The organism is Brachybacterium sp. AOP29-B2-41 (assembly GCF_052378395.1).
Classification (GTDB): domain Bacteria; phylum Actinomycetota; class Actinomycetes; order Actinomycetales; family Dermabacteraceae; genus Brachybacterium.
Genome location: NZ_JBQSXR010000026.1, coordinates 21373 through 36940, shown reverse-complemented (window position 1 = coordinate 36940; position 15568 = coordinate 21373). Strand labels below are relative to the sequence as shown.

Annotated in this window: 17 protein-coding genes and 3 tRNA genes; 3 read left to right on the top strand and 17 right to left on the bottom strand. The window is 67.7% G+C overall.

Features of this window, described 5'->3' with window-relative positions; translation table 11 throughout:
- Positions 1 to 178 (top strand): hypothetical protein (locus ACT3T9_RS17270; protein WP_444607136.1); only part of this gene is annotated, 178 nt, incomplete at its 5' end.
- Entirely contained in the window at positions 178 to 939 is a 762-nt protein-coding gene (locus ACT3T9_RS17265; protein WP_441445597.1) for a succinate dehydrogenase iron-sulfur subunit, read from the top strand. The genes ACT3T9_RS17270 and ACT3T9_RS17265, both read left to right, overlap by 1 nt.
- 118 nt (positions 940 to 1057) lie before the next feature.
- On the opposite strand, the gene ACT3T9_RS17260 is transcribed toward ACT3T9_RS17265, so the two are convergent.
- The 10 genes from ACT3T9_RS17260 to ACT3T9_RS17215 all read right to left on the bottom strand — a co-directional run bounded on the left by ACT3T9_RS17260 (position 1058) and on the right by ACT3T9_RS17215 (position 7236).
- Positions 1058 to 1879, bottom strand: a complete 822-nt coding sequence (locus ACT3T9_RS17260) for an exodeoxyribonuclease III (protein ID WP_444607135.1) — start codon at positions 1877 to 1879, stop codon at positions 1058 to 1060.
- On the bottom strand, positions 1876 to 2775 hold the full coding sequence (locus ACT3T9_RS17255; RefSeq protein ID WP_441445599.1) for a bifunctional methylenetetrahydrofolate dehydrogenase/methenyltetrahydrofolate cyclohydrolase: 900 nt from the start codon (positions 2773 to 2775) through the stop codon (positions 1876 to 1878). Before ACT3T9_RS17255 ends, ACT3T9_RS17260 begins: the two co-directional genes overlap by 4 nt.
- A 112-nt stretch (positions 2776 to 2887) precedes the next feature.
- Entirely contained in the window at positions 2888 to 4156 is a 1269-nt protein-coding gene (gene glyA, locus ACT3T9_RS17250; RefSeq protein ID WP_441445600.1) for a serine hydroxymethyltransferase, read from the bottom strand.
- Positions 4157 to 4241: 85 nt separating this feature from the next.
- Entirely contained in the window at positions 4242 to 5369 is a 1128-nt protein-coding gene (locus tag ACT3T9_RS17245; RefSeq protein WP_441445601.1) for a UDP-N-acetylmuramate dehydrogenase, read from the bottom strand.
- Positions 5366 to 5848, bottom strand: coding sequence for a MaoC/PaaZ C-terminal domain-containing protein (locus tag ACT3T9_RS17240; RefSeq protein WP_441445602.1), 483 nt, complete (start codon positions 5846 to 5848; stop codon positions 5366 to 5368). Before ACT3T9_RS17240 ends, ACT3T9_RS17245 begins: the two co-directional genes overlap by 4 nt.
- Positions 5849 to 5930: 82 nt before the next feature.
- On the bottom strand, positions 5931 to 6380 hold the full coding sequence (locus ACT3T9_RS17235; RefSeq protein WP_441445603.1) for an FAS1-like dehydratase domain-containing protein: 450 nt from the start codon (positions 6378 to 6380) through the stop codon (positions 5931 to 5933).
- A 218-nt stretch (positions 6381 to 6598) separates the two neighbouring features.
- Complete coding sequence (rpmG, locus tag ACT3T9_RS17230; protein ID WP_029360274.1) at positions 6599 to 6769, bottom strand: 50S ribosomal protein L33; 171 nt, start codon at positions 6767 to 6769, stop codon at positions 6599 to 6601.
- Positions 6770 to 6866: 97 nt separating this feature from the next.
- Positions 6867 to 6943, bottom strand: a tRNA-Met gene (locus ACT3T9_RS17225).
- 53 nt (positions 6944 to 6996) lie between these two features.
- Positions 6997 to 7069 (bottom strand) — tRNA-Thr (locus tag ACT3T9_RS17220).
- An 85-nt stretch (positions 7070 to 7154) separates the two neighbouring features.
- A tRNA-Tyr gene (locus tag ACT3T9_RS17215) sits at positions 7155 to 7236 on the bottom strand.
- A gap of 197 nt (positions 7237 to 7433) precedes the next feature.
- Here ACT3T9_RS17215 and ACT3T9_RS17210 point away from each other — a divergent pair.
- Positions 7434 to 7922, top strand: coding sequence for a YajQ family cyclic di-GMP-binding protein (locus ACT3T9_RS17210; protein WP_441445604.1), 489 nt, complete (start codon positions 7434 to 7436; stop codon positions 7920 to 7922).
- Positions 7923 to 8062: 140 nt separating this feature from the next.
- Here ACT3T9_RS17210 and ACT3T9_RS17205 read toward each other — a convergent pair whose 3' ends face one another.
- From ACT3T9_RS17205 to ACT3T9_RS17175, 7 genes are all read right to left on the bottom strand, one after another.
- Positions 8063 to 8332, bottom strand: a complete 270-nt coding sequence (locus ACT3T9_RS17205; protein WP_441445605.1) for a WXG100 family type VII secretion target — start codon at positions 8330 to 8332, stop codon at positions 8063 to 8065.
- 68 nt (positions 8333 to 8400) lie between these two features.
- A complete protein-coding gene (locus tag ACT3T9_RS17200) occupies positions 8401 to 8661 on the bottom strand; it encodes a hypothetical protein (protein WP_441445606.1) in 261 nt (86 codons plus the stop codon).
- Positions 8662 to 9132: 471 nt separating this feature from the next.
- Entirely contained in the window at positions 9133 to 9402 is a 270-nt protein-coding gene (locus tag ACT3T9_RS17195) for a WXG100 family type VII secretion target (RefSeq protein WP_441445605.1), read from the bottom strand.
- A gap of 68 nt (positions 9403 to 9470) precedes the next feature.
- Positions 9471 to 9731: a hypothetical protein gene (locus tag ACT3T9_RS17190; RefSeq protein WP_441445606.1), complete on the bottom strand. Its 261-nt coding sequence runs from the start codon at positions 9729 to 9731 to the stop codon at positions 9471 to 9473.
- A 271-nt stretch (positions 9732 to 10002) separates the two neighbouring features.
- Positions 10003 to 10485 carry a hypothetical protein gene (locus tag ACT3T9_RS17185; RefSeq protein ID WP_441445607.1) on the bottom strand — a complete coding sequence of 161 codons (483 nt, stop codon included), beginning with the start codon at positions 10483 to 10485 and terminating at the stop codon, positions 10003 to 10005.
- Between the two features lie 118 nt (positions 10486 to 10603).
- A complete protein-coding gene (locus ACT3T9_RS17180) occupies positions 10604 to 10873 on the bottom strand; it encodes a WXG100 family type VII secretion target (protein WP_441445608.1) in 270 nt (89 codons plus the stop codon).
- Positions 10874 to 11078: 205 nt separating this feature from the next.
- Positions 11079 to 15545, bottom strand: a complete 4467-nt coding sequence (locus ACT3T9_RS17175; protein WP_444607134.1) for an FtsK/SpoIIIE domain-containing protein — start codon at positions 15543 to 15545, stop codon at positions 11079 to 11081.
- Positions 15546 to 15568 lie beyond the last annotated feature (23 nt).

Genomic DNA, 15568 nt, shown 5'->3' with positions numbered 1-15568 from the left:
GTCCCGCGGCGGCCACTTCCGTGAGGATTACGAGGCGCGCGACGACGTCAACTTCCTCAAGCACACCATGGCCTATCGCACCCTCCCCGAGGAGGAGGGCCTCGAGGGCACCTCGATCCGTCTGGGCACCAAGCCCGTCGTGATCACCCGTTACGAGCCGAAGGAGCGTACGTTCTGATGACTGCCGTCGCTGAGAAGCCGGAGGCCGACGCCACGGCCGGTGAGGTCCCCTCGTTCCAGGTCACCCTGCGCATCGCTCGCTTCAACCCCGAGGACGACAAGGGCACCCACTGGGAGGACTTCACCGTCACCATGCACGGCACCGACCGGGTGCTCGATGCGATGCATGAGGTCAAGTGGCACCAGGATGGTTCGCTCACCTTCCGCCGCTCATGCGCCCACGGGATCTGCGGTTCGGATGCGATGCGGATCAACGGCCGCAACCGTCTGGCCTGCAAGACGCTGCTCAAGGACCTCGACATCGACAAGCCCATCACCATCGAGCCCATCAAGGGCCTCCCGGTGGAGAAGGACCTGATCGTCGACATGGAGCCGTTCTTCGACTCCTACAAGGAGGTCATGCCCTTCCTGGTCGCCAAGGGGCAGGAGCCCAGCCGCGAACGGCTGCAGACCGCCGAGGAGCGCGAGCGCTTCGACGACACCACGAAGTGCATCCTCTGCGCCGCGTGCACCTCCTCGTGCCCGGTGTTCTGGACCGACGGGCAGTATTTCGGCCCCGCCGCGATCGTCAACGCGCACCGCTTCATCTTCGACTCGCGCGATGACGCCGGTGAGCAGCGACTGGAGATCCTGAACTCCAAGGAGGGCGTGTGGCGCTGCCGCACCACCTTCAACTGCACCGAGGCGTGCCCCCGCGGCATCCAGGTCACCAAGGCGATCGCCGAGGTCAAGCAGGCCGTGATCCGCGGCCGCGTCTGAGCCACCGGCTCCCGGGCCTGCCGGGCCCATGAATGTGCGCTGGGGACTGATGTTCGAGAGATCATCGGTCCCCAGCGCACATTCGTCGTCTCAGGGATGCATGGGCACAGAGGGCGGCTCAGGAGTAGCTGACCACCAGCGGGGCGTGATCGGACCAGCGCGTGTCGTAGCTCGGCGCACGATCCACCTGCGCGGAGGTCGCCTTCGCGGCCAGGCTCTCGGTGGCGAGCTGGTAGTCGATCCGCCAGCCCGCATCGTTGTCGAAGGCCTTGCCCCGCTGCGACCACCAGGTGTACGGCCCGGGCCCGTCACCGTGGAGGGTGCGGTGCACGTCCACGTACCCGGCGGCGGTGGTGAGGCGATCGAGGTATGCGCGCTCCTCGGGCAGGAACCCGGCGGACTTCAGGTTGCCCTTCCAGTTCTTGATGTCCCACTCGGTGTGGGCGATGTTGATGTCCCCGGTGAGCACCACGTGGCGGCCGTCGCCCCGCAGCCACTCCAGGCGCTCCATCATCACGTCGAGAAAGGAATATTTGTCGATCATCGTCTGCGGCTTCTCGGTGTTGCCCGAGTGCATGTAGCAGGAGATGACCGTCATCGTGGTGCCGTCTCCCAGCGGGTCCTCGAGGTCGGCCTCGAGCCAGCGGCCGGTGTGGGCATCCTCGTCGAGGCCGGGCAAGCCACGGCGCACACCGGCCAGGTCGATGCGCTCCAGGGAGGTGCGGGCGGCGATCGCCACCCCGGCGCGTCCCTTCAGCTGCGAGGCCTCTCCCACGATGGACCAGCCCTCCCCCATGAGGCCGGCGAGCAGCTCCTCCGGGGCGCGCACCTCCTGCAGGGTGATGACGTCCGCCGGAGTGGAGGCGAGCCAGTCGGCCATTCCCTTCCGAGCGGCGGCACGCAGTCCGTTGACGTTGACGGTCGCGACTGTCAGGCTCACGCGGGCACCTCGATCCCGGCGGCGCGCTCGGCCGCCTCGACGACATTCTTCAGCAGCAGCGCACGGGTCATCGGCCCGACGCCACCGGGGTTGGGGCTGATCCAGCCGGCGACTTCGGCGGCGGCAGGATCCACGTCACCCACGAGCTTCGCCCTGCCACCCTCGGGATCCTCCTGACGGGAGACCCCGACGTCGAGCACGATCGCGCCGGGTTTGACGTCCTCGGCACGGACCAGGTGGGCGGCGCCGGCGGCGGCGACGATCACGTCGGCACGGCGGAGGTGGGACGGAAGATCCGTGGTCCCGGTGTGGCACAGTGTGACGGTCGCGTTGTGCTCGCGGCGGGTCAGCAGCGCGCCGATGGAGCGGCCGACGGTGATGCCGCGGCCGACGACCACCACGTCCTTGCCGCGGAAGTCCTGGCCGTGGCGCCGCACCAGCTCGATCACGGCGCGCGGGGTGCAGGGCAACGGGGTGTCGATCTCGGTGTAGGCGTTGAGGATCAGGCGCCCGAGGTTCGTCGGGTGCAGCCCGTCGGCGTCCTTGGCCGGGTCGATCCGTTCGAGGATCGCATCGGTGTCGATCTGCTTCGGCAGCGGGAGCTGCACGATATATCCGGTGCAGGCGGGGTCGGCGTTCAGCTCATCGACCACTGCCTCGACGTCCTCCTGGGTGGCATCCGCCGGGAGGTGCTTCTGGATCGAGTTCAGTCCGATCTGCTCGCTGTCGCGGTGCTTCCCGCGCACATAGGCGGCGCTGCCCGGATCTTCGCCCACCAGCACGGTCGCGAGGCCCGGGCGCTGATGCCCGCCCTCGACGAGTCGCGCAACGCGCTCGGCAAGCTCCTCCTTGATCGCTTTCGCGGTGGCCTTGCCGTCGAGGATCTGAGCTGTCATGGCGCTCCTAGGGTTCTCAGGGGTGGTGGGTGGTGCAGATGCTGCAGCGGGGTCCCTGGATGCAGGGACACGTGTGGGGCCCGGCGCGGTGTGCCGGGCCCCACGAGGCTGCTCAGTACTGCTGGAGATCGGCGTACAGCGGCTTCGCCTCGGCGAGTGCCGCGGTGCGTGCGCGCAGCGATTCGAGGTCCGCGCCACCGGTCAGGGCCAGGGCGATGACATCGGCGACCTCGGTGAACTCCTCGGCGCCGAAGCCGCGGGTGGCGAGCGCCGGGGTGCCGATGCGCAGGCCCGAGGTGACGCGCGGCGGGCGCGGGTCGTTGGGGACGGCGTTGCGGTTCACGGTGATCCCGGCCTCGTGCAGGCGGTCCTCGGCCTGCTGGCCGTCGAGCTCGCTGTCGACGAGGTCCACCAGCACCAGGTGCACGTCGGTGCCACCGGAGATCAGCTTCACGCCGGCCGCCTTGGCGTCCTCGGCCTGAAGACGATCTGCGAGGATCTTCGCGCCCTCGAGGGTGCGGGCCTGACGGTCCTTGAAGTCCTCGGTCCCGGCGATCTTGAGCGCGATCGCCTTCGCTGCGATGACGTGCATCAGCGGACCGCCCTGCTGGCCGGGGAACACTGCCGAGTCGATCTTCTTGGCCCACTTCTCCTTGCAGAGGATCATGCCGGAGCGGGGCCCGCCGATGGTCTTGTGGATGGTGGTGGAGACCACGTCCGCGTAGGGGACGGGGCTGGGGTGCAGTCCCGCAGCGACCAGTCCCGCGAAGTGGGCCATATCGACCCAGAGCACCGCACCGACCTCATCGGCGATCTCACGGAAGGCGGGGAAGTCGAGCTGGCGGGTGTAGGCGGACCAGCCTGCCACGATCACCTTGGGCTGCTCGGCGACGGCCAGCTCGCGCACCTTGGCCATGTCGATCTGGCCGGTCTCGGGCTCGGTCTCATAGGCGACGATGTCGTAGAGACGGCCGGAGAAGTTGATCTTCATGCCGTGGGTGAGATGGCCGCCGTGCGCCAGGGAGAGGCCCATGAGCTTGTCACCGGGGCGAGCCAGGGCGTGCATCACCGCGGCGTTCGCGGACGCACCCGAGTGGGGCTGCACATTGGCGTGCTCGGCGCCGAAGAGCTCCTTCGCGCGGTCGATCGCGATCTGCTCGGCGACGTCGACCTCTTCGCAGCCGCCGTAGTAGCGGCGGCCCGGGTAGCCCTCGGCGTACTTGTTCGTGAGCACGGACCCCTGTGCCTGCAGCACTGCACGGGGAACGAAGTTCTCGCTCGCGATCATCTCGAGCGTGCGCTGCTGGCGCGCCAGCTCACGGTCGAGCACCTGGGCGATGTCCGGGTCGAGCTCGGAGATGGACTGGTCGAGGACGTTCACAGGGCCTCCTGCAGTGTCGGGGCGGATCGGCGGTGGACGCCGTCCTGCCATCTTAGGTTGCAGGACCGGATCGCCGCGCGGCGGCTCAGAGTTCGAGGCCGAGCCTCACCGGTTCGGGGACCAGGTGCACGCCGAAAGCCTGTTCCACCCGCTGCTGGACATCCTGGGCCAGCGCCACCAGGTCATCACTGCTCGCACCGCCGCGGTTGGTCAGGGCGAGGGAATGCTTGGTGGAGACTGCGGCGCGTTCGCCGAGCGCATGTCCGCGTTCGATGCCGGCGTGGCTGATGAGCCAGGCGGCGCTGGTCTTCACCCGTCCGCCGTCGACCTCGTAGCGCGGCGCACCGTCGGGCAGCAGTGCCGCCTCCCCCGGCGCGAGGATCGGATTGGTGAAGAACGACCCGGCGCTCCAGGTGTCGTGGTCGAGCGGGTCCAGCACCATTCCTTTGTCGCCGCGGATCCGCAGCACTGCTTCCCGCACCGCGCTCATCGGGGCCCGCTCCCCGACCTCGACGCCGAGCGCCTGGGCGAGCTGGGCGTAGCGGATCGGGGCCGAGCGGGAGCCGATGGTGTGCTGGAAGGTCACCGAGAGCACGACGTAGCGGCCGGTGGCCGACGGCACCGGGCCCGAGTATCGGGTGCGCTTGAAGAGGCTGTCGCGGTAGGCGAATCCGCAGTCGGCGGCGAAGAAGGTACGCACCGCGTTCTTCTCCCGGTCCCAGGTGCGCACTCGGGAGATGGTCGAGGCGACCTCCTGCCCGTAGGCGCCGACGTTCTGGATCGGAGTGGCGCCGACGGTGCCGGGGATGCCCGAGAGTGCCTCGACCCCGACCATCTCGCGAGCGATCGCGTAGCGCACGGCGCGGTCCCAGTTCACCCCGGCGAAGTACTCGACGATGGCGCCGCCGCAGGTGGGGTCCAGCGGTGTGAGCTCGGCCGGGTCCACAGGGATGCCGTCCGGCTCACCGAAGGCGCCGACCTCGCAGGTGGCGTCCAGCAGCGGTGGGTCCTCCGGGTCCCGCAGGAGCACGACCGTGCCGTCGAACGGCGCATCGGAGGCGACCAGGTTCGAGCCACCGCCAAGCACCAGCAGAGGCTCGCCTGCGGCGTCGGCCGCGGCGACCGCCTCGATCACCTCATCGGCGGTGCGGGCTTCGATCAACTTGCGGATCTGCCCTCCGATCCGAAGGGTGGTCAGGTCGGAGAGCTTCATGCGGCATCGTTCCCGGTGCGGGTCTCGGAGGAGTCGACGGCCGGGAGTGCGAGGGTGGCACGGGCACGACCGAGCACCTTGGTGCCATCCACCTCCGCGGTGATGTCCACCCTGGCCGTCCGTGCGGCCTCATCGATCGCTGCGACGACGGCGCTCACCTCGAGGGTCACGGTGCCGGTCGCGGGCACCGGGATCGGATTCGTGAAACGGGTCGTGTAGGCACGCACAGCGGTGGGATCCGCAATCGCGTCGAGCAGCCCGGTGACCGCGACGCCCATGGTGAGCATGCCGTGGGCGATCACGCCCGGGAGCCCGGCCTCGGCGGCGACGGTGTCGTTGTAGTGGATGGGGTTGAAGTCCCCCGAGGCCCCGGCATATCGCACGAGCGTGTCGCGGGTGATCTCGTGCCGGGTACGGGCGAGCTCCTGGCCGATGACCAGGTCGGCGAGGTCCACAGGGGTGGGAGTGGTGGCGGTCATGTCTGCTCCTGGTTTCCGGGGAGGCGGGCGTGGCGAGGGAAGGCGCGGAGAGTGCGGCGGGCGCGGCGGGCGCGAGTCAGGCTCAGGCGCCGCGGACGACGAGCATGCTGCGCACGCTGGCGACATCGGAGCCGGCCTCATCAGTCAGGTCCACGCGGGTGGTGATCATCGAGTGTCCACCGGCGGCTCGGACCGCTTCGACGGTGAGGGTCGGCACCAGGCGGTCCCCGGCCACAACGGGTCGGTGGAGGGTGAAGGTTTCCTCCCCGTGCACCACCCGGCGGAAGTCGATGCCTGCGGCAGGGTCCTCGATGTACTGCGCCTCCGTGGCCTGTGCGAGGGATACCAGGAAAGTCGGCGGAGCGACCACGTCGGCGTGGCCAGCGCTGCGCGCGGCCTCGGCGTCTGTGTGCACCGGCGACCCGGCGCCGGTGGCGTGGGCGAATTCGATGATCTTCGCAGCGGAGACCGTGTGCACGGGTCCGGCCGGGTAAGTGCGCCCTGCGAAGGCGGGATCGGGGGTGGTGGTCACGATGTCTCCCGAGGTCGGGTCGGCGGGGCCGACGAATGTGGACCCCTCGATCATCTCACCGTCGGCGTGCGGTGGCGGTGCCTCGGCACGCTGGATCCCGTTTCTGTCACGGTGACCGAACCCATCGCCGCGACCAGGTCCGGCGTCGACATCCCCGGAGAACGACGAAGGCCACCCGGATGATCCGGGTGGCCTTCGTGGAAGTGCGTTCGACTCGCTCAGCGGGTCTCGCGGTGTGCCGTCTGCTTGCCGCAGGTGGGGCAGAACTTCGAGAGCTCGAGCCGGTCCGGCGTGTTGCGACGGTTCTTCTTGGTGATGTAGTTGCGCGCCTTGCAGTCAACACATGCCATGGTGATCTTGGGACGCACGTCAGAGCTCTTGCTCGCCACGGTTCGCCTCTTTCGTCCGGGTGACGCGCTCCGCAGCGCGCCGCGTGGGTCCCCGTGCTCGGGGGATGTGGATTATGCACGCCGGTGATGACCGGTGTGGTACCGAGAGCGGGGATCGAACCCGCGACCTCACGATTATGAGTCGTGCGCTCTAACCGTCTGAGCTACCTCGGCGTGACCGACGAAGCGGCCCGTCTCGAATGAGAACGGGCCGCCGCATCCATCAGAGCCCTGAAAGGGAATCGAACCCTTGACCTTCTCCTTACCATGGAGACGCTCTGCCGACTGAGCTATCAGGGCAACCCGGTAAACCTTACCCGCCTCCTTGCCCGGAGGCAATTCGGGGGCGGACCCCGGTGCTTCGGATCACATGGACCCTCCGCAGTGGCAGATGAGGGATTCGAACCCCCGTAGGCAATGCCAGCTGATTTACAGTCAGCTCCCTTTGGCCACTCGGGTAATCTGCCGCGACTGCTCCCGCTGCCCACCCGACCTGGATCGCGTGGCCGCCGGAAGCGGACCTGAATCAGCATAGCGGCGTCCCGCCGCCGATGCGAACTCGGAGGGGCATAGGGCCGCATGAAGAGCATCACAGCTCTCCGCGCGGCTCGTGGACAATGGGGGTGCGGCCCACCCGTGCGGCCGCCTGAAGGAAGGACCCACCGTGGCAGATTCATCGTTCGACATCGTCAGCAAGCTCGATCGCCAGGAGATCGACAACGCTGTCAACCAGGCAGTGAAGGAGGTCGGGCAGCGGTACGACTTCCGGGGCACCGGGGCGTCGATCACGCTCAGCGGCGACGAGATCGTCATGACCGCCAACGCGGAGGAGCGGGTGCTCGCCGTGCTGGATGTGCTCCAGTCCAAGCTCATCCGTCGCGGGATCTCACTGAAGGCGCTCGAGGTGGACGAGCCCAAGCAGTCCGGCAAGGAGACTCGCCTGGCCGCTGCGCTCAAGGAGGGCATCAGCACCGAGGACGCCAAGAAGATCTCGAAGCTGATCCGCGAAGAGGGCCCGAAGGCGGTCAAGGCGCGGATCGAGGGGGACGAGCTGCGCGTCTCCTCCAAGAGCCGGGATGATCTGCAGGAGGTCATCGCCCTGCTGAAGGGCAAGGATCTGGATGTCGCGCTCCAGTTCGTCAACTACCGCTGAGGCCAAGGCGCCGGCACCGGTACCCCACGCCTGACGCCAGACGCCAGACGCCTGACGCCTGACGCCTGACGCCCACGGCATGGAGGAAGGCCCCGCACCCCACGAAGGGTGCGGGGCCTTCCCCACGAAGAACCGGACAATCAGCCCTGGTTCGAGGTCGAATCCTGCTGCTCAGCGTGCTCATTGAGCTGCGTGCCCTTGTCCGCCAGCCCATTGACCAGATTGGCCACAGGACCGCTCACGAAGCTGTTCCACTCCTCGACATACGCATCGTAGTCCGGACCGACCCACTCCACCGAGTTCACCAGGTTGGTAGCGCCACTGATCAGCTCAAGAATCTGCTGACCAGCATCATTCACGCCCTGCGCAACCTCGCGACCCTCTTCCGGATTCATACCCTTGAAAGCCATGACCTACCCCTTTCGCCCCACCACGGAGCTTCAAAACACACGAAGAAAAGAAACTGAAGATCCGAGGATCAGGAAGACGCCTCACGCTGCGCCGCAGCATTCTGCGTCCCACGCTCAGAGAAATCGCCACACTGCTGAGTCACCTGCTGCGCAAGCTGACCGAGACCATCGGTGAACTCGGTGACGTAACGATCCCGGTCCTCACCGGTCCAATCGAACTCCGACACACGCGACGCGATCTGCTGGAACGCCTGCTGAACATCCTCACCAGCCTGCTGAATCTGCTGCGCCATCTGCTCGACAGACTCCGGGGTCATACCCTTCTTCATGGTGTCCTCCATGTCGTAGTGAAAAACTCGGTCCCACCCACCGGAGAAGACCTCCACGGCCACTGACCGCTTCCTCGACCCTGTCCCCCAGGTGATGACACAACTCTAGAACCCCCACCCCCACTTGGCGATGGGGACAACTCCCCATGGCCCTCCACAACCCCATTCCCCCGCATCACTGCAGGTCAAATGCCCTTCATGCGCTTCTCGACGTTGTGGACAGAGCCGGTCTCCCGCTCCAGGTCCCCTGACGGGCCCCGGGCTCGTCGGCGCATCGGACCTTCCGCCCGCTCTCCGCCGGCGCACAAGACCGCTGCTCAGCGAGCCCGCGCGCCCAGCAGCCCAGCAGCCCAGCAGCCCAGCAGCCCAGCAGCCCAGCACGAGGCCACCACATGAGCATCCGTCACGGCATGGAGGAAGGCCCCGCACCCCACGAAGGGTGCGGGGCCTTCCCCACGAAGAACCGGACAATCAGCCCTGGTTCGAGGTCGAATCCTGCTGCTCAGCGTGCTCATTGAGCTGCGTGCCCTTGTCCGCCAGCCCATTGACCAGATTGGCCACAGGACCGCTCACGAAGCTGTTCCACTCCTCGACATACGCATCGTAGTCCGGACCGACCCACTCCACCGAGTTCACCAGGTTGGTAGCGCCACTGATCAGCTCAAGAATCTGCTGACCAGCATCATTCACGCCCTGCGCAACCTCGCGACCCTCTTCCGGATTCATACCCTTGAAAGCCATGACCTACCCCTTTCGCCCCACCACGGAGCTTCAAAACACACGAAGAAAAGAAACTGAAGATCCGAGGATCAGGAAGACGCCTCACGCTGCGCCGCAGCATTCTGCGTCCCACGCTCAGAGAAATCGCCACACTGCTGAGTCACCTGCTGCGCAAGCTGACCGAGACCATCGGTGAACTCGGTGACGTAACGATCCCGGTCCTCACCGGTCCAATCGAACTCCGACACACGCGACGCGATCTGCTGGAACGCCTGCTGAACATCCTCACCAGCCTGCTGAATCTGCTGCGCCATCTGCTCGACAGACTCCGGGGTCATACCCTTCTTCATGGTGTCCTCCATGTCGTAGTGAAAAACTCGGTCCCACCCACCGGAGAAGACCTCCACGGCCACTGACCGCTTCCTCGACCCTGTCCCCCAGGTGATGACACAACTCTAGAACCCCCACCCCCACTTGGCGATGGGGACAACTCCCCAGGCAGAGGTCCCCACGCGACATCCCCCGGGAACTGACCCGGCCGTGCAACTTCGTCCCCGTCGTCACATGCGAACGGCCTCGGACCCGAAGGTCCGAGGCCGTCACCAGGTGAGGGGCGCGGGGTCAGCTGAGGTCCAGGGTCACGGAGTCCTGGATCGCGCGGACGGTCTCGATCTCGTCATCTGCGCTCTCAGCGCCGCAGCTCCCCACGATCTCCAGGACGTCCTTCGCCACGCCGCCGCGGTCGACGACCGCATAGCGCGCCGCCTGGACGACGGTCGGTCGCCCGGGCTGCGTGTATCCGTACTCGCTGGCGATCCAGGTCATCCCCTCCACCTGGATCTCCCCCGTGCCGAGCTCCTCGAGCTCGGGAAGAGCAGCCTTGCGCTGCTCGAGGCCGGCCTTGGCCGCGTCGAGGGTGAAGTCCGGTCCGAAGCGCTGCACAGTCACCACGACGTTCGCCCGGAACTGCCCCTCCACCCGGGGCTGTGCCACAGCGACCTGGACTCCGGGAACGGTCAAGGACTCCCAATCGTCCGGCACCTCTATGGTGATGCGCGGCGGACCCGGAAAATCCGCGCTCGGATATTCGATGTTCTTGGCCATGGATTAGCTCCGTTCGTCCCACCTCTGACGGCGCCAAACATATCAGGCATGAACGAGGCCCGAACACGCCATGGGTTCGGGCCTCGGGCATCGGTCGCGAGTACCGGGTGATGCGTTGTCAGTTCGAGGAGGTCGCGTCCTGCTCGGCCGCATTGCGATCCGCCGTATCGCCGAGATCGTTGACGGAATTCATGATCTGCTGCAGTGCCGGAACCATCTCTCCCGACCACTGGCTGCGGAAGCGATCAGCATCGGGACCGGTCCAGTCCACCTCTTCGAGACCGGAGGTGAGCTCCTGCTCGATCCTCGTGATCTCTTCGGCCGCATCGCGGAGCTGGGCCGACATCCGCCGGACCTCTTCGACGTTCATACCCTTCGTGGCGTTCACGGTTCGGGTTCCCCTTCCTGGTGTCTCGCGCCTGCGCCCTGATCCGGTGCACGGGCCTGCTGTCGTACGGAAATCACTCTAGAGCGATCTGGGAGCCGGGACCATGGGGAGGAGTCCCCATGGGGACAACCGAGCACTTCCCGCATCTTCCCGTGGCAGCGCGGCAGCCCGAGCACACCCGCACCGTCCTGCCCGCCCGCACCGTTCAGCCAGTGGTGATCTGTGCGACCTGCAGCTTCAGCGCGCGTCCGCTGTAGACGAGGAAGCCACGGCCGGCGGGGAAGTCCGCTCGACGGATCCTCCCCAATCCGGTGCCGAGCAGGGAGTCCCCGTCCATGTCGCTGGGCTGCAGGAGCAGGCCGCGGCGACCGGCCTTGAAGGGCTGGGCGAGCACGTAGGCCTGCGACCACGACGCGGATTCGTTCTCACCGACCACGAACTGGCCCTCGCGAGTGCTGGCACGGATCAGCTTGTCCAGATCATTCTCGACGCCGCTGCCGGTGAAGTCCGCGACCCCGTCGATGAACAGGGCCAGCTTTCCCTCACCGACGCTGCCGGATTCGATGGTCTCGCGCAGCTGGGCGGCGAGCTCCCTGACGGTGTCCGGGTCCGAGGCCTCCACATCCCAGATCGGCAGGCCGGTCAGCGGGGTGCGACGCGAGGAGAAGCGCACCAGGCGCATCGGCTCGTCCATCGCCTTCAGCCCGGTGGCGATCGTCAGCATCGCGGTGGTGCGCCCGGATCCCATCGGCCCGGTGACCATGAAGGCGCCGCGCGGCTCGTAGGTGATCTCGGCGAGCGTCTCGTCGGCCAGGCCCAGCACCGGGAGACCGCCGCGGGTCGGTCGCAGCGAGGAGAACTCCACCCGTTCGGGAAGTCGTTCGATCGCCGGCGCCTCGGGCACCCCGGCCCGCCGCATCGCCTGGGCGAGCTTGGCGACCTCGCGGGACTGCAGCGCGACGTTGGAGTCTCCGCCATGCACCGCGACCTGCACCTCGTGGCCGTCCTGGATCGCACGTCCAGGCGGAGAGTTGGCGTCCAGCACGTCCTTAGGCTCGCCGAATCCGGCGTAGTCATCGATGCTGGCCATGCGGTGGATCAGTCGTCTCTGGATGGATGATCCGAGCGAGGTGGGAATCGCGTTGGGGCGGTCGCCGGTGACGATGACGTGCACCCCCACCTGGCGGCCGTCGGTGGCGATCTGGACGAAGGCCGTGAACCACTTGGACAGATTCGAGTAGTCATACGCTTCGCGGAAGGCCGCCATGCCGTCCACCAGCAGCAGGATGCGCGGGGTGTCGGGCTTGCCGGCCAGCTCGCGGTACTCCGCCACGGAGCCGGCACGGATCCTCGCGAACTCCTTGGCCCGCTCGTCGATCAGCTCCCGCAGGGTCCGCAGAAGGCGGATCACCCTCTCCTCGTCATCGCCGGGGATGATCGAGCCCACGTGCGGCAGCTCCTCCAGCATCGTCAGACCGGAGGCACCGAAGTCGAGCCCGTAGACGTGCACCGGCCCGCCGCGCACGGTCGAGGCGGCCGAGATCGCGAAGGTGCGCAGGGTGGTGGACTTTCCGGAGCCGCCCGTGCCGTAGATGGCCATATTGCCGTCACGGTCGGGGTAGTAGGAGGTGGTCGGCTGCGCCTGGTCCTCGGGAACATCCATGACGCCGAGCAGGAGCTCCTCGTCGGTGCGTCGGCTGGGAAGCCGGGAGAGGTCGTAGGCGTCGGCGAGCTCGGACAGCCACGGCTTGCGGGGCGCGGGCACCCCGGCGTTCTCCGCTGCGGCTTTGACCGTGGCCACCACGCGGGAGATGTCGTTGGGACCGGGGTCCTTGACCTCCTTGGTCGGTGGGGAGGGGATGTCCCATTGCTCGCCGGTGCCGAAGTCCTTCTCGACGATGTCGATCCGGGCCCGCTCGGGCTCATCCGTGGTCCACCCACCGGCGTACCCGGTCTGGAAGGTGGCGATGCGGCCGGGCCCGGTCTTGGCTGCGCCACGTCCCGGGATGCTGGGGTCGAAGTGCGCGGACATCTTGTCTCCGAGGATGTCCTTGGAGTCGGCCTCGTCCGCCATGCGCAGGGCGATGCGGAGGTTCGTGTTGGCGCGCAGGTTGTCCTTGATGACGCCGGCCGGGCGCTGGGTGGCGAGGATCAGGTGCAGGCCGAGGGAGCGGCCACGGGCGGCAACGTCCACGACGCCGTCCACGAATTCGGGGATCTCCTTGGCCAGTGCCGCGAACTCGTCGACGATGATGATGAGGCTGGGGGGTGCCTCGGGATCGCCGGTCCTCTCGAGCGAGACCAGGTCCTTCGCCTTCTTGCGGTTCAGCAGATGCTCGCGGTAGTGCAGCTCGGCGCGCAGCGAGGTCAGGGCTCGTCGCACCAGGTGCTGCGAGAGGTCGGTGACCAGGCCCACGGTGTGGGGCAGCTCGACGGCGTCGGCGAACGCAGCGCCGCCCTTGTAGTCCACGAACAGGAAGGTCACGCGATCGGGGCTGTGGGCGGTGGCCATGCCCAGCACCCAGGCCTGGAGGAACTCCGACTTGCCGGCGCCGGTGGTGCCGCCGACCAGAGCGTGCGGGCCGTTGGTGCGCAGGTCCAGGTGGTAGGCGTCCTGGCCGTTGTGGCCGATCAGTCCGCGGAGGTTTGCATCGTGCTTGCGGCGCTGAGGCTCCGAGCCGTCGCGCGGGGTGAGGGAGTTGTTCTCCTTCCACCGCTCGATGATGTAGTTCGGGTCCTCGGCCGTCTGCATGCCGGCGAGCTTGAGATAGGAGATCGCCCGCGGGAGGTCGGAGTCGTCGTCGATCGGGACTCCCGCATCGACCACCGGGGAGAGGTGGCGGGCCACACCCGAGGCCACCTCGATCGAGACGGTCTCGACGGTGACCGGGTAGAACCGCTCCCCCAGCCGCACGTGGCCGGCGCTCGCGCCGTCGACTGACTCCTCGACGGACACGTAGGTGCGGCAGGCCGCCGGGAGTGCGGCGACGTTGGAGGCGCTCCAGATGACGTGCACGCCGACATCCGGTCCGCGCTCGGCGATGCGCACCAGGCGAGCCCGATCCACGGGCGCGTCGTCCTCGATGATGACCACCAGGCTCGGGGTGACCGGCTCGGGCGGGATCGGCGTCTCCTGCTTGACGTCGGAGGTCATCGGGGTGCGCAGCTGGGGCGGGGCGTCGCCGGCCCGCTGCTCGATGAGCTCCTCGATCCGTGCGACCAGTGAGTTGCCCCGCCCGGGGGTGTCCGCCAAGTGGTCCCCCGGCAGCGGCGAGTGAGGGCTCGAAGTGTGCGGGAGCCATTTCAGCCACTGCCACATCTCGCGGCTCGCGCGCGAGGTGATCGCGGCGATCGCGACCTCCGCCGGTGAGTGGAGGGAGAAGAGCTGGGTGACGATGCCGCGGGCGACCCCATCGGCCTCCTCCCCACCGCCGGCGACACCGAGGTTCCCGGCGTTGCGGAGCTCCGCGACCACCGGCACTCCGGCGATCAGCTTGTACTCCTCGTTCATGTCATCGAGCATGTCGTAGTACTTGGGGATCGCGTCGTTCTCCCCCGGCATCTCGATGCCCACGCGAGAATCGGCGACGCCCAGTCCCAGCCGCACGGTGCCGAAGGCGTTGTGCTCGGGACGGTGGGTCCACAGCAGGCGCCCCAGGCGGAAGGCGGCATCCACGGTATCGGCGGCCGACGGGGCCTCGACCAGGCGCACCGCACGTTCGAGGTCCTGCGCGGCGGTGACCCGGCGCTTGAGGGAGGCCAATCCTTCCTCGAAGTTCTTGATCTGGCGCTCGAGCATCTTCTTCTGCTGGAACTTGCGGTTCAGATATCCCGCGGTGGCCATCATCGGCATCATGAACACGAACATGAGCGAGAACGGGCTGCGGGTCATCGAGAACATGAGGCCGCCCATGAGGATCGGGGCGAACATCATGAAGATGGGGAAGAACTGCGGGTTGGGCTCCTTCGGCGGGGTCGGCGCCTTGAGGGGGCGGTAGGGGAACCGCGGCACCACCCGGGGCGAGCGGTTGAACTCCACCACCGGAGAGCTCGGTGCGGTGCCGCCGAGGCGATGCAGGGCGATCACCGAGAAGGTGGTCTGGCCGATCAGCACCGTGTCCGCGGGTCCGATCACGGCTCGCTGGACCTGCTCGCCGCCGATCACCACTCCGTTGGAGGAATGCAGGTCGACGATCTCGATCGAGTCTCCGACGTTGATGCGGGCATGCCGCTTGGAGAGCATCGGATCCGCGATGCGGATGTCGAGATCCCCCTCGCGACCGATCACGCTGGACCCCGTGGGCAGTGGGAATTCGCGGCCTGTCTCGGGCCCCGACAGCACCCGCATCAGTGCGACCGCTGCGCCGCGCGACTCGGAACGGGTGGCGTACTCGGTGGAGGAACGGGCGATCGAGACCACGCTGCCGGACCGCAGCCCGGCCTGGATGAGGTCGATCTCGCGGTCCAGCGAGCGCACCCCCTTCGCGCCTGTGCCCGCGCCGGGGTCCTGGACCTGCAGGGTCAGGCCTTCCGGTGCCACCGCGTCGCTGCGCAGCGGATCCGCGGAGTACAGGGCACCCGCCACATCAGCCACCGTCGCGGTCGCATCGGCGGTGACCTCGAGATCGGTCAGCCGGTCCTCGGGCCTGCGCAGCGTGAGCTTGATACGCACTGGTGTTCCTCCCCCTCAGCGGA